The following is a 12,965-nucleotide window of genomic DNA, read 5'->3' on the forward strand; positions in this document are numbered from 1 at the left end:
GCGGGCTTGCCCGCAAATGCAGTGGAACAGTCACCAGATGCATTGACTGACACACCGCATTCGCGAGCAAGCCCGCTCCCACATGGAGTTGCGTATGCCTGGGCTAGTTCACCGTCAGAATCGGGCTACCCAACTTCTCCAATAATGTCGCCTGCGCGCTGCGCGGGTTCTGGTTGCCGGTCGGGGTGTTACGCACGTAGCGACCATCCGACTGCAGGCTCCAGCTGTGGGTGTTGTCGGTGAGGTAGCTTTCCAGCTCCTTCTTGACCCGCATGATCAGCTTCTTGCCTTCCACCGGGAAGCAGGTCTCCACGCGCTTGTCGAGGTTGCGCTCCATCCAGTCGGCACTGGAGAGGAACATCTGTTCTTCGCCGCCGTTAAGGAAGTAGAACACGCGGGTGTGCTCCAGGAAGCGGCCGATGATCGAGCGCACATGGATGTTATGCGACACGCCCACAATGCCGGGGCGCAGGCAGCACATGCCACGTACCACCAGGTCGATGCGCACACCGGACTGGCTGGCCTTGTACAGAGCACGGATGATCTTCGGATCGGTCAGCGAGTTGAACTTGGCGATGATGTGCGCCGGCTTGCCATCGAGGGCAAACTGGGTCTCGCGGGCAATCATGTCGAGCATGCCCTTCTTGAGCGTGAACGGCGCGTGCAACAGCTTCTTCATGCGTAGGGTCTTGCCCATGCCGATCAACTGGCTGAACAACTTGCCGACGTCTTCGCACAGCGCGTCGTCGGACGTCAGCAAGCTGTAGTCGGTGTAGAGCTTGGCGTTGCCGGCGTGATAGTTACCGGTACCCAAGTGGGCGTAGCGCACGATCTCACCGGCTTCACGGCGCAGGATCAGCATCATCTTGGCGTGGGTCTTGAAGCCGACCACGCCGTAGATCACCACCGCACCGGCCGCTTGCAGACGGCTGGCCAGTTGCAGGTTGGACTCTTCGTCGAAACGCGCACGCAACTCGATCACCGCAGTGACTTCTTTGCCATTACGCGCCGCATCCACCAGCGCATCGACGATTTCCGAGTTCGCGCCGCTGCGGTACAGGGTCTGGCGCACGGCCAGGACGTGCGGGTCCTTGGCAGCCTGGCGCAGCAGGTCGACCACCGGGGTGAACGACTCGAAAGGGTGCAGCAGCAGGATGTCCTGCTTGCTCACCACGCTGAAGATGTTCTCGCTGTTTTGCAAAAGTTTCGGGATCTGCGGCGTGAACGGCTTGTATTGCAGCTCCGGGTGGCTGTCCAGGCCGGTAATGCTGAACAGGCGCGTGAGGTTCACAGGGCCGTTGACCTGGTACAGCTCCGATTCTGCCAAGTTGAACTGCTTGAGCAGGTAGTCCGACAGATGTTTCGGGCAGGTGTCCGCCACTTCCAGGCGCACCGCATCGCCATAGCGCCGTGAGAACAGTTCGCCGCGCAGGGCACGTGCCAGGTCTTCAACGTCTTCGGAGTCCAGCGCCAGGTCGGCGTTACGGGTCAGGCGGAACTGGTAGCAGCCCTTGACCTTCATGCCCTGGAACAGGTCGTCGGCGTGCGCGTGAATCATCGATGACAGGAATACATAGTTGTCGCCAGCGCCCCCTACCTCTTCCGGTACCTTGATGATCCGAGGCAACAGACGCGGCGCCGGGATGATCGCCAGGCCCGAATCGCGGCCGAAAGCGTCGATACCTTCGAGTTCGACGATGAAGTTGAGGCTCTTGTTCACCAGCAAGGGGAACGGGTGCGTCGGGTCGAGGCCGATAGGCGTGATGATCGGCGAAATCTCGTCCCGGAAGTAACGGCGCACCCAGGTCTTGATCTTGGCGGTCCAGTGACGACGACGAATGAAGCGGACTTGGTGCTTTTCCAGCTCCGGCAGCAGGATGTCGTTGAGGATCGCATACTGGCGGTCTACATGGCCGTGCACCAGCTCACTGATACGCGCCAGGGCCTGGTGCGGTTGCAGGCCATCGGCACCGGCTTGTTCACGGGCAAAGGTGATCTGCTTCTTGAGGCCGGCAACACGGATCTCGAAGAACTCGTCCAGGTTACTGGAGAAGATCAGCAGGAATTTCAGCCGCTCCAGCAAGGGGTAGGACTCATCCAGCGCCTGCTCAAGCACGCGGATGTTGAATTGCAGTTGTGACAACTCGCGGTGGATGTACAGGCTGCTGTCATCCAGGTTGGTGACCACGGCCACCGGCGCCGGCGCAGGCGCTTCGGCCACCACCGCAGGCGGTGCGGGCTCCAGCTCCGGCGGGGTCTGGGCGACTTGTTCAACCACCGGGTGAGCGTCTTTTACGGCAACTTCTGAGAGTCCTTCGGTATTCATCGAGTGTTCCTGTGAGGGCTATTGTTGCTCTCTAAGCAATTGGGCGGCGCGGGCGGCGAAGTAGGTCAGAATGCCATCAGCGCCGGCACGTTTAAAGGCAGTCAGGGATTCGAGGATCACCCCTTCACTCAACCAACCATTCTGGATGGCCGCCATGTGCATGGCGTATTCACCGCTGACCTGATAGACAAAGGTCGGCACTTTGAATTCCTCTTTGACCCGGTAAAGAATGTCAAGGTAGGGCATCCCCGGCTTGACCATCACCATATCGGCGCCTTCGGCCAGGTCGGCAGCCACCTCGTGCAGAGCTTCCTGGCTGTTGGCCGGGTCCATCTGATACGAGGCCTTGTTGGCCTTGCCCAGGTTCAGCGCCGAGCCTACCGCATCGCGGAATGGGCCGTAGTAGGCGCTGGCGTATTTGGCCGAGTAGGCCATGATCCGCACATTGACGTGACCGGCCAGCTCAAGGGCTTCGCGAATCGCCTGGATGCGCCCGTCCATCATGTCCGACGGTGCAACCACCTGGGCGCCCGCAGCCGCGTGTGATAACGCCTGCTTGACCAGTGCATCGACGGTGATGTCGTTCTGCACATAACCGTCTTCGTCAAGAATGCCATCCTGGCCGTGGGTGGTGAACGGGTCCAGGGCCACGTCAGTGATCACCCCAAGCTCCGGGAAGCGCTCGCGCAAGGCACGGGTGGCGCGCTGGGCAATCCCGTCGGGGTTCCAGGCTTCAGCGGCGTCCAGGGACTTGAGTTCCGCCGGGGTCACCGGAAACAGCGCCAGCGCCGGAATGCCCAACTCGACCCAATTCGCCGCTTCTTCAAGCAACAAATCAATGGTCAGACGCTCCACACCCGGCATCGACGCCACCGCTTCCCGGCGATTTTCGCCGTCGAGCACGAAAACCGGCAGGATCAGATCATTCGTGGTCAGTACATTTTCACGTACCAGGCGACGAGAAAAATCATCACGACGATTGCGACGCAGACGGGTGGCAGGGAACAGGCGATTGGCAGGGGTAAAGCTCACGACAGACTCCTGAGCCCGTGTTTACGGGCGAGCGTTGCAGTTATAAGCGGCCATTATGACGAATGAATGACAGTTGTGCTTATCGACGCGACCTGTAGTCCCATTCGTCATTTGCATAGGAATTGTTCACTTCGTGACACATCTCGATACTTTCATGAATCTTCGTGAAGGCGTAGGCTGCGCGTTCATTTCGCCAGCACCCTAGACCATGCTTCAACAATTTCTGCATGACTTCGGCTACTTTGCCCTCTTTCTCGGCACGTTCTTCGAAGGCGAGACCATCCTTGTACTCGCAGGCTTCCTGGCGTTCCGTGGCTACATGGATATCAACCTGGTGGTGGTCGTTGCCTTTTTTGGCAGCTACGCCGGCGACCAGCTCTGGTACTACATGGGGCGCAAGCACGGCCGCAAGTTGCTGGCGCGCAAGCCGCGCTGGCAATTGATGGGCGACAAGGCGCTGGAACATATCCGCAAGCATCCGGATATCTGGGTATTGAGTTTCCGCTTCGTCTACGGCTTGCGCACGGTGATGCCCGTGGCGATTGGCCTGTCCGGCTATCCACCGTTGCGCTACCTGGTCCTCAACGGTATTGGCGCGGCGATCTGGGCCGCGGCACTGGGGGCGGCGGCCTACCACTTTGGCGCGGTGCTGGAAGGGATGCTCGGCAGCGTCAAGAAATACGAGCTGTGGGTACTGGGCGCCTTGCTGGTGCTGGGCTTTGGCCTGTGGCTGCGCCGTCGCTTCAAGAATGCCCGCATCGCCCGCCAAGCCTGTGCCGAGGCCAAGGCTCGGCTGGCTAACGAGCCAGCCCCGATCGAAACGCCTAAGACACCCACCGAGTAAGCCGGCTTCTGCAACAGTAGAGGCCGATGAGGCTGAGCAGGCTGTAGCTCGCCAGGCCCAGCCAGCCCAGGTTGCTGGCGGGCCACAACCCTGCCAGCGGCGCCAGCCATACCAAGGGAACATTCAGCACCAGGCGCGCCAGCTCGGCCTTCAGTGCCCATGGGCGATTCTCCAGCGCAACCCCCAGGGTAAACAATCCCAGTGCCATCGCGCCCCAACCGAGGACCAGCGCCGAGGTGGGCGAGCCCTCACCCACATTCATCAGATAGCTGCCAAACCCCACATAAGCCGCAAACTGCAAGGCGATGTAGACCTGGTGGCGCACGTCCAGCGGCACCTCGAATTTGCGGAACTGGCTCAGGTCCGGCTTGGCCATCGGGTACTTGGCCTTGACGTCCGCCGGCCGCCAACCGGTGCGCATGAACCAGATGCGCAGCTTGTCCCACCAACGCTCAGTACGCCTGGCGTCGCTCCAGAGCTGCGCATAAAACTGCAGGTTGGCCCACAGCGGATTCCAACTGGCCAGGGGTGTGGTTACGCCGAAAATCACCGGTTCGTTATCGTCTTCCTCTTGGAAGGTGCCGAACAGCCGGTCCCAAATAATGAACACCCCGCCGTAGTTGCGATCCATGTAGAGAGCGTTCTGTGCATGGTGGGCCCGATGATTGGACGGTGTGACGAAAAACCATTCGACCCAGCCGAGCTTGGGAACATGGCGTGTATGGACCCAGAATTGATACAGCAGGTTGAGCGACGCTACGCTGATAAACACCACCAGCGGCACACCAACCACCGCCAGGGGCAAGTAGAAGATCCAACTCAGCAGGAAACCGGTGCTGGTCTGGCGCAAGGCAGTGCTGAGGTTGTAGTCCTCGCTCTGGTGATGCACCGAATGCGCGGCCCACAGGATGTTGCGTTCATGCCCCATGCGGTGCAGCCAGTAGTAGCAGAAATCATAAAACACAAAAGCGAATACCCAGGTCCAGACGCTCTGGGTCGGCAACTCGAACAACGCCAGGTGCTTGAGGGCGAAGGCGTAGGTCAGCAGGCCCACACCCTTGGTGAGCAAGCCGGTGGTGGTGGACAGCACACCGGTGCTGAGGCTGTTGATGGCATCCGCCACTCGGTAGTTGCGCGCGCCGCGCCAACGGTCGGCCAGCAACTCCACCACAATCAGGGCGATAAAAAACGGTACTGCGTAAGGCACGAAGTCCATGGGCTAGTCCGGTCTATTTTTGTTACATCAAGATTAGGTGCAGCGACGTGAGATCCCATTGGCAACAGGTTACAAATTAGTAGACATTTAACGCCATGAATCAGGAGAAATGCCCATGAGCAAAAAGATTGCAGTGATCCTTTCCGGCTGTGGCGTGTACGACGGCGCAGAGATCCATGAAAGCGTGATCACCCTGCTGCGCCTGGACCAGCGCGGCGCTCAAGTGGAATGCTTTGCACCCGACGTAGCGCAGTTGCACGTGATCAACCACCTCACGGGCGAAGAAATGCCCGAGTCGCGCAACGTGCTGGTGGAATCCGCGCGTATCGCCCGCGGCGCCGTGAAGGATATAGGCCAAGCCAACGCCGCAGACTTTGACGCGCTGATCGTGCCGGGCGGGTTTGGTGCGGCCAAGAACCTGTCGAACTTTGCCGTGGAAGGCGCCGGTTGCAGCATCAACCCTCAGGTGCTGGCACTGGCTGAAGCCTTTGCCGAAGCGGGCAAGCCGGTGGGGTTGATCTGCATTTCGCCGGCCCTGGCCGCCAAGATCTACGGCCCTGGCGTGACCTGCACCATCGGCAACGATGCCAGCACCGCCGCAGCCCTGGACAAGATGGGCGCCACCCACCTCGAATGCACCGTGGAGGACATCGTCGAAGACCAGGCGCGCAAGCTGGTGAGTACGCCGGCCTACATGCTGGGCAAGAACATCAGCGAGGTGGCGTCAGGCATCAACAAGCTGGTGGATCGGGTGTTGGAGTTGACTCACGAGAACGACTGACGCCCTCTTTCTGTAGGAGCGAGCTTGCTCGCTCCTACAGTGGTTTCATCAAGCGGGTAAGGATTCGGTCCAGCGAATTGGCAAACGCCTGCTTGTCCTTTTCGCTGTGGGGCGGTGGGCCGCCGCCCATCTGGCCTTGCTCGCGCAGGTCGGTAAACAGGTTACGCACCGCCAACCGCTCGCTCATGTTCGCTGGGCTGAATTCCTTGCCACGCGGGTCAAGGGCCGTCACGCCCTTCTTCACCAAGCGGTCGGCCAAGGGCACGTCGCTGCAAATCACCAGTTCGCCGGGCACGGCGTGCTCCACCAGGTAATCATCGGCGGCATCCGGCCCGCTGGGCACCACGATCAGCTTCACACAGGCAAAGCTCGGTTTGATCTGGCTTTGCCCTGCCACCAGCACTACCTCAAACTGGCGCTTGAGGGCGAACTTCACTACTTGGTCCTTGGCCGCCCGAGGGCAGGCGTCGGCGTCGATCCACACGCGCATGCTACGCCGCCACCCGGCGCTTTTCGGTCAGGCGGCTACGGCCATACAACACCACAATCGCCAGGATCGCCACGGCCTGTGCCCCCAACGAGTACGCATCGGCGTGGATGCCCAGCCAGTCGAAGTCAAAGAACGCCACCGGCCGCGTGCCGAAGATGCCTGCTTCCTGCAAGGCTTTCACACCGTGCCCGGCAAACACCACCGACAGCGCACACAGCAGCGCGGCGTTGATGCCGAAGAACAGCGCCAGGGGCAACTTCGCCGAACCGCGCAGGATCACCCAGGCCAGGCCCACCAGCAGCACCAACGCCGTGGCACCACCGGCCAGCACCGCGTTGTGCCCGGCAGGGCCGGCTTGCAGCCACAGGGTTTCGTAGAACAGGATGACTTCGAACAGTTCGCGGTACACCGAGAAGAACGCCAGCACGGCAAAACCGAAACGCCCACCGCCGCCCACCAGGCTGCTCTTGATGTAGTCCTGCCAGGCTGCCGCGTGACGCCGGTCGTGCATCCACACGCCGAGCCACAGCACCATCACACTGGCGAACAACGCCGTGCAGCCTTCAAGCAACTCACGCTGGGCACCGCTGACGTCAATGACATAGGCCGCCAAAGCCCAGGTACCCAAGCCTGCCAACAGCGCCAGGCCCCAGCCGACGTTGACGCTGCGCACCGCCGATTGCTGGCCGGTGTTACGCAGAAAGGCGAGGATCGCTGCCAGCACCAGAATCGCTTCCAGGCCTTCGCGCAGCAGGATCAGCAAGCCGGAGATATAGCTCAACGACCAGCTCAGGCCATCGCCGCCCAGCAAACCGGCCGATTCAGTGAGTTTGCCTTTGGCCAGGTCCAAGCGCTGCTGCACCTGCTCGATAGGCAAGCCGTCCTGCAACGATTGCCGATAGGCCATCAGGGCCTTCTCGGTGTCTTTGCGCACATTGGCATCGACGTTATCCAGGGAGCTTTCCACCAGTTCGAAGCCTTCCAGATAGGCCGCGACGGATAGATCGTAAGCCTGCTCATGGTCGCCGTTGCGGAAGGCCGCGAGACTCTTGTCCAGGGTGGCGGCGGTGTAGTCGAGCAACTGCGCGGGGCCACGCTGAACCTGCGGCGGTTGGGCACGTTGAGCGCGGAATGTCGCGGCAGCGCCAGGGCCGTCAGCGGCGAGCACTTCATTGGGGGTCTGGCGGGCCAGGTCGGCAAGGTTGAATGTCTGCTCGCCTTTGGCGGCGGCCGGGTCGGCCGTGAAGCCGGCGATATAGGTTGCCAGGTCCCAGCGCTGGCGGTCGTCCAATTGGTCAGCGAACGACGGCATGTCGGTGCCCTCCACGCCCAGGCCGAGGGTGTTGTAGATCGCGTAGAGGCTCAGGCGATCCAGGCGCGTGGCATCGCGCAGGTTAGCGGGTGGTGGCGTCATGCCCATGCCTGCGGGGCCATCGCCGGCACCTGCTGTGCCGTGGCACACCGAACAATGCTGGGCGTAGAGCGGCGCGCCGCGCGTCGGGTCCGGCGTGATGGCCGGGGCCTGGCTGACTTCATACGCCACGGCCAGCTTGGCACCCAATTGGCGGGCCTGGCGGGCAACGCTTGCGCCATCCTGGTGGGCAGTGACCGCGGCCAGCAGTTCATCAACGCCCTTTATCAGCTCGGCGCGCTCGGGTTTGTCTGGCAAATCCGCCACCAGCCCCTGCAACACCCCGAGAAATTCCACTTGTTCACGGTATTCCGAGTCATCCACCACCTTGCCCGCCTCCACCGTGGGTGGGTAGTCGGCGCCAATGTAGTCCAGCAAATGCAGGGCTTGCGGCGCGCCCTCGGCGGTCGCGGCCAACAGATTGAAGCTGCACGACAGCAACGCCGGCAACAGCAGCCAGGCGAGAAAGCGGAAAGGGGCGGTCATGAATGAATCTCAAGTGGAAATACGAAGTAACACTATTGTTGAGCTTTAATGGATTCGACTCAAGGTGTTATTTCATATCACCCTAAAACCAATGTGGGAGCGGGCTTGCTCGCGAACGCGGTGCTTCAGTCACTATTTTCTTTGACTGATACCGTATTCGCGAGCAAGCCCGCTCCCACATTTTTGAGCCAGTCGCTTGGTCAGGCCGTGGCGCGATGCAGGCTCGCCAGGAAACCGGCAGCGCCGACAAACAAGCCAGCAAAGGTGCGGTTTACGCGTTTCTGTTGTTTGGGCGTACGCAACAGGCGCAAGACTTTCGACGCCAACCCTGTGTAGCCCGCCATTACGATCATATCGACGCTGATCATAGTGGCACCGAGGATCAGGTACTGGATCAACAACGGCGCCTGCGGGTTCACGAACTGCGGCAGCACCGCCAGCATAAACACCAGCGCCTTGGGATTGCTGGCGTTAACCAGGAAGCCGCGGAACATCATCGCCATCGGTTTGCCGATCGGGCGCACGGCGGCGTCATCGGTCATGTCCATGGGCAGGGCACGCCATTGTTTGATGGCCAGATACACGAGGTAGGCCACGCCAAACCATTTGATCGCATAGAACGCAGTAGACGAGGCCGCCAGAATGGCACCCAAACCACCGGCGACCACCGCAATCTGCATCGCCAGGCCCAGTTGCAGACCGATGGCGTTCCAGTAGCCACGCACAAAACCGTATTGCAGGCCGCTGGACATCGAGGCGATGGCACCGGCGCCAGGAGAAAGGGAGATGATCCAACTGGCCAGGAAAAAGGCCAGCCATGTATCGAGAGCCATTGCACACCTCGTAAGGGAGTTAGCGGTTGTGCCTTAAGCTAACTCCAGCGACCAAAGGCTGGCTATAGATTTCTGTAGGAGCGAGCTTGCTCGCGCCTACAGGATATTAGTGCCAGAGCCGGGCCAACGGCGTACCGAACGCTGGAAGAACAGACTATTGGGCACCTGCACCATCGCGCTGTTGGTCCCGGCTTCCTCGACTTCGATCAGCGTGGTGTAGAGCAAGTTGATCGCCACGACCCGGCCCTTCACGCCCGGTTTGTCGACGGTGTCCACCAACTCGACGATATCACCGAGGCGAAACGGCCCGACCGTGAAGATCAGGATCGCGCACAGCAGGTTCGACAGCACCGACCACATGGCGAAGAACGCCACGGCCGCCACCGCGACAAAGCCTGACAGGGCCGTCCACAACACCGTGGCAGACACACCCAGGCGGCCCAGCACAAAGATCAGCGCACTGCCCATGATCAGCCAGCGCAAGCCGCCCCGCAGGGGCATCAGCAATTGCGGCGGGAACGGGTAGCGCTCACCCAGGCGCGTAAGGCCTTTTGCGACGAAGCGCTGAGCCAGGTAGCCAGCCAACAGGATCAGCAGGATTTGCACGCCGATCCAGATGGGTTCGATCCATTGCACCGGTACCGGTAATTGCAACGCCTCCATCAGGACAGCGCCTCCAGCTCCGCTTGCAGGGTTTCGAGCAATTCGAGGGCCTCCATCCAGGTTTCCTCCAACTGCCCCTCGCGCACCTTGAGCTTGGCCTGTTCGGCCAGCAGGTCACGCAGCTCGTCCTTGCGCGCCGACTCGTACACGGCGCTGTCGCCCAGGCTGGCTTCGATCTTGGCCAGGCGCTCATGCACCTTGCCCAGATCGGCTTCCAGCTTGTCGGCCTCACGCTTGTGCGGCGCCAACTGCTGGCGCAGCGCGGCGGCGGCCTGGCGCTGGGCTTTCTTGTCGGTCTTGTCCGGGTTGACCGGCGTGTTGCTGGCCGGCGCATTGCGCAGACGGTACTCCGTCAGCCAGCGCGCGTAGTCGTCCAGGTCGCCATCGAACTCTTCGACCTTACCGTCGGCCACCAGCAGGAAGTTGTCGGTGGTGCTCTTGAGCAGGTGACGGTCGTGAGACACCACCAATACCGCACCGCTGAACTCCTGCAGGGCCATGGTCAGCGCCAGGCGCATTTCCAGGTCCAAGTGGTTGGTCGGCTCGTCGAGCAGCAACAGGTTCGGGCGATCCCACGCGATCAGGGCCAGGGCCAGTCGGGCTTTTTCGCCACCGGAGAAATTCAGCACAGGTTCGTCAATGCGCGCGCCACGGAAGTCGAAACCGCCAAGGAAGTCGCGCAGGGTCTGCTCGCGCTCGGTCGGCGCCAGGCGTTGCAGGTGCAACAACGGGCTTGCCTTGGCGTCCAGCGAGTCCAGTTGATGCTGGGCGAAGTAACCCACCACCGTGTTCTCGCCACGAGTGAGGCGACCGGCCAGCGGCTCAAGCTCACCCGAAAGGGTCTTGATCAGTGTCGACTTGCCTGCGCCGTTCGGGCCGAGCAAACCGATGCGTGCGCCCGGCGTGAGCTGCAGCTTGACCTTCTCAAGGATGGTTTTGTCGCCATAGCCAAGGCGAGCGTCCGAGAGGTCCAACAGCGGGCTGGAGATCTTCACCGACTCACGGAAGACAAAGTCGAACGGCGAATCGACGTGGGCCGCCGACAGCTCTTCCATGCGTTCCAGGGCCTTGATCCGGCTCTGGGCCTGGCGGGCCTTGGTAGCCTGGGCCTTGAACCTAGCGATGTAGCTTTCCATGTGCGCACGTTGCGCCTGTTGCTTTTCAAAGGCCTGTTGCTGCTGGGCCAGGCGTTCGGCGCGGGCGCGTTCGAACGCGGTATAGCCGCCACGGTAAAGGGTGATTTTCTTCTGTTCGACATGGGCGATGTTATCGACCACGGCGTCGAGGAAATCCCGGTCGTGGGAGATCAGCAGCAAGGTGCCCTGGTAACTCTTGAGGAAATCTTCCAGCCACAGGATCGCATCGAGGTCCAAGTGGTTGGTCGGTTCGTCGAGCAGCAGCAGGTCAGAGGGGCACATCAGCGCTTGAGCCAGGTTCAAGCGCATGCGCCAGCCACCGGAGAAATCGGCGACCGGGCGGTCCATCTGTTCGTTGGTAAACCCAAGGCCAGCGAGCATCTTGCGAGCGCGAGCGTCGGCCGTGTAGCCGTCGGCGCTGTCCAGCTCCGAGTGCAGGCGCGCCTGGGCGGCACCGTCCTGGGCTTTTTCGGCCTCAGCCAGGTCGTGTTGCACCTGGCGCAGGCGCAGGTCGCCATCGAGCACGTAGTCGATGGCGATACGGTCCAGGGTGTCGATCTCCTGGCGCATATGGGCAATGCGCCAGTCGGCCGGCAGCAGGCAGTCCCCGGAATCCGGGGTCAGCTCCCCCAGCAACAGGGCGAACAACGTGGATTTGCCGGCGCCGTTGGCACCGATCAGGCCGGCTTTGTGACCGGCGTGCAGGGTCAGCTCGGCGTCTTCAAGAAGACGTTGCGGGCCACGCTGTAATGTTAGGCTTTGAAGTCGGATCATAATGGCGGCGGAGTCTACCAGCTTCGTTGGCCGCTGGCTTGGGTGTGAATATGTGCGCTGACCTGTGGAGCTTTGCCCTTTCGACCTATGCCCGCCCAGGCGTGGAGGCCGCGTGCCTGCGCTTGCAGGAGCAAGGGGCAGACGTGTGCCTGTTGTTGTGTGGTGCTTGGCTGGAGCAACGTGGTGTGGCGTACAAGCCCGAACGCGTTCTGGCACTGCAACAGATGGCTCATCCGTGGCGGGTGCAGGTAGTCGAACCGCTACGACAAGTGCGCGTGCAATGGCGAGCCTTGGCCCAGCAGGATGCGCAATTGGCATCGCTACGCGAGCAGATCAAGACACTGGAGCTGGAGGCCGAAAGAACGTTGCTGGCGCGCTTGGAAGCGCTGGCGCAGACATGGCCGATCAATGAGGTGGTGGATCAGCAAGACTGGCTTGAAGGCCTGGCGACCGAAGCCGCCAACCTTGACCACGACGCGCTGCTGCAATTGCGCGTCATGGCCACCAACACTTAGGAAGCGCTGGTTGGGGTGGTGCTTGGCGCTACCGGTGCAGGGGTGCTGCTGGCCGATGCAGTTGGAGCGGTGGCGGCTGCCGGGGTGGCAGTGGGTGCTGCTGGAGCGGCTGGCTTTGCGGGCGCTGGCTTGGCGGCTGGCTTCACGGCTGGTTTAGCAGCAGCAGGTTTAGCGGCTGGCTTGGCAGCCGGTTTGACAGCAGCGGTTTTAGCGGCTGGCTTCGCGGCTGGTTTGGCAGCAGCGGTTTTAGCGACTGGCTTGGCAGCTGGTTTGGCAGCAGCAGGTTTAGCGGCTGGCTTCGCGGCTGGTTTGGCAGCAGCGGTTTTAGCGACTGGCTTGGCAGCTGGTTTGGCAGCAGCGGTTTTAGCGACTGGCTTGGCAGCTGGTTTGGCGGCAGCAGTTTTAGCAGCTGGCTTCGCGGCTGGTTTGGCAGCAGCAGTTTTAGCAGCTGGCTTCGC

General features: G+C 61.5%; 12 protein-coding genes. 3 read left to right on the forward strand and 9 right to left on the reverse strand.

The annotated features are described in order from the left end of the window. Window positions 1-103: 103 nt before the first annotated feature. Both ppk1 and hemB read right to left on the reverse strand, forming a co-directional pair. Complete coding sequence (gene ppk1, locus BOP96_RS03770) at window positions 104-2,326, reverse strand: polyphosphate kinase 1 (protein ID WP_014720431.1); 2,223 nt, start codon at window positions 2,324-2,326, stop codon at window positions 104-106. Window positions 2,327-2,344: 18 nt separating this feature from the next. Further along, window positions 2,345-3,358, reverse strand: a complete 1,014-nt coding sequence (hemB, locus tag BOP96_RS03775; RefSeq protein ID WP_019819828.1) for a porphobilinogen synthase — start codon at window positions 3,356-3,358, stop codon at window positions 2,345-2,347. A gap of 208 nt (window positions 3,359-3,566) precedes the next feature. On the opposite strand from hemB, the gene BOP96_RS03780 reads away from it, so the two are divergent. Next, complete coding sequence (locus BOP96_RS03780) at window positions 3,567-4,202, forward strand: DedA family protein (RefSeq protein ID WP_014720433.1); 636 nt, start codon at window positions 3,567-3,569, stop codon at window positions 4,200-4,202. Here BOP96_RS03780 and BOP96_RS03785 read toward each other — a convergent pair. Then, window positions 4,183-5,418, reverse strand: a complete 1,236-nt coding sequence (locus BOP96_RS03785; RefSeq protein WP_014720434.1) for a sterol desaturase family protein — start codon at window positions 5,416-5,418, stop codon at window positions 4,183-4,185. The genes BOP96_RS03780 and BOP96_RS03785 overlap by 20 nt on opposite strands. A 115-nt stretch (window positions 5,419-5,533) precedes the next feature. Here BOP96_RS03785 and elbB point away from each other — a divergent pair, with 115 nt between their 5' ends. Further along, a complete protein-coding gene (gene elbB, locus BOP96_RS03790) occupies window positions 5,534-6,199 on the forward strand; it encodes an isoprenoid biosynthesis glyoxalase ElbB (RefSeq protein WP_032902239.1) in 666 nt (221 codons plus the stop codon). A gap of 34 nt (window positions 6,200-6,233) precedes the next feature. On the opposite strand, the gene BOP96_RS03795 is transcribed toward elbB, so the two are convergent. The 5 genes from BOP96_RS03795 to BOP96_RS03815 form a co-directional block, all read right to left on the reverse strand. Beyond that, window positions 6,234-6,689 carry a YaiI/YqxD family protein gene (locus BOP96_RS03795; RefSeq protein WP_032902238.1) on the reverse strand — a complete coding sequence of 152 codons (456 nt, stop codon included), beginning with the start codon at window positions 6,687-6,689 and terminating at the stop codon, window positions 6,234-6,236. A 1-nt stretch (window position 6,690) separates the two neighbouring features. After that, window positions 6,691-8,586, reverse strand: coding sequence for an FTR1 family protein (locus BOP96_RS03800; protein WP_014720437.1), 1,896 nt, complete (start codon window positions 8,584-8,586; stop codon window positions 6,691-6,693). A 200-nt stretch (window positions 8,587-8,786) separates the two neighbouring features. After that, window positions 8,787-9,419: a LysE family transporter gene (locus BOP96_RS03805; RefSeq protein ID WP_005792425.1), complete on the reverse strand. Its 633-nt coding sequence runs from the start codon at window positions 9,417-9,419 to the stop codon at window positions 8,787-8,789. A 96-nt stretch (window positions 9,420-9,515) separates the two neighbouring features. Then, window positions 9,516-10,082: a mechanosensitive ion channel family protein gene (locus BOP96_RS03810; protein WP_003195372.1), complete on the reverse strand. Its 567-nt coding sequence runs from the start codon at window positions 10,080-10,082 to the stop codon at window positions 9,516-9,518. After that, entirely contained in the window at window positions 10,082-11,992 is a 1,911-nt protein-coding gene (locus BOP96_RS03815; protein ID WP_073451871.1) for an ATP-binding cassette domain-containing protein, read from the reverse strand. The genes BOP96_RS03810 and BOP96_RS03815 overlap by 1 nt, the downstream gene beginning before the upstream one ends. Before the next feature lie 50 nt (window positions 11,993-12,042). On the opposite strand from BOP96_RS03815, the gene BOP96_RS03820 reads away from it, so the two are divergent. Further along, window positions 12,043-12,507 (forward strand): TIGR02444 family protein, encoded by a 465-nt coding sequence (locus BOP96_RS03820; protein ID WP_175562974.1) that lies wholly within the window; start codon window positions 12,043-12,045, stop codon window positions 12,505-12,507. Here BOP96_RS03820 and BOP96_RS03825 read toward each other — a convergent pair. Next, a partial coding sequence (locus tag BOP96_RS03825; protein WP_175562975.1) for a hypothetical protein occupies window positions 12,504-12,965 on the reverse strand: 462 nt, incomplete at its 5' end. The genes BOP96_RS03820 and BOP96_RS03825 overlap by 4 nt on opposite strands.

Origin of the sequence: Pseudomonas sp. FSL W5-0203 (assembly GCF_001896155.1) — a bacterium.
Lineage (GTDB): Bacteria > Pseudomonadota > Gammaproteobacteria > Pseudomonadales > Pseudomonadaceae > Aquipseudomonas > Aquipseudomonas paracarnis.

Excerpts from the sequence above, each read along its gene's own strand:
- BOP96_RS03780 (WP_014720433.1), top strand. The coding sequence starts at position 3,567 with ATGCTTCAACAATTTCTGCATGACTTCGGCTACTTTGCCCTCTTTCTC.
- BOP96_RS03815 (WP_073451871.1), bottom strand. The coding sequence starts at position 11,992 with ATGATCCGACTTCAAAGCCTAACATTACAGCGTGGCCCGCAACGTCTT.
- ppk1 (WP_014720431.1), bottom strand. The coding sequence starts at position 2,326 with ATGAATACCGAAGGACTCTCAGAAGTTGCCGTAAAAGACGCTCACCCG.
- BOP96_RS03820 (WP_175562974.1), top strand. The coding sequence starts at position 12,043 with ATGTGCGCTGACCTGTGGAGCTTTGCCCTTTCGACCTATGCCCGCCCA.
- BOP96_RS03795 (WP_032902238.1), bottom strand. The coding sequence starts at position 6,689 with ATGCGCGTGTGGATCGACGCCGACGCCTGCCCTCGGGCGGCCAAGGAC.
- BOP96_RS03800 (WP_014720437.1), bottom strand. The coding sequence starts at position 8,586 with ATGACCGCCCCTTTCCGCTTTCTCGCCTGGCTGCTGTTGCCGGCGTTG.
- BOP96_RS03805 (WP_005792425.1), bottom strand. The coding sequence starts at position 9,419 with ATGGCTCTCGATACATGGCTGGCCTTTTTCCTGGCCAGTTGGATCATC.
- BOP96_RS03785 (WP_014720434.1), bottom strand. The coding sequence starts at position 5,418 with ATGGACTTCGTGCCTTACGCAGTACCGTTTTTTATCGCCCTGATTGTG.
- elbB (WP_032902239.1), top strand. The coding sequence starts at position 5,534 with ATGAGCAAAAAGATTGCAGTGATCCTTTCCGGCTGTGGCGTGTACGAC.
- BOP96_RS03810 (WP_003195372.1), bottom strand. The coding sequence starts at position 10,082 with ATGGAGGCGTTGCAATTACCGGTACCGGTGCAATGGATCGAACCCATC.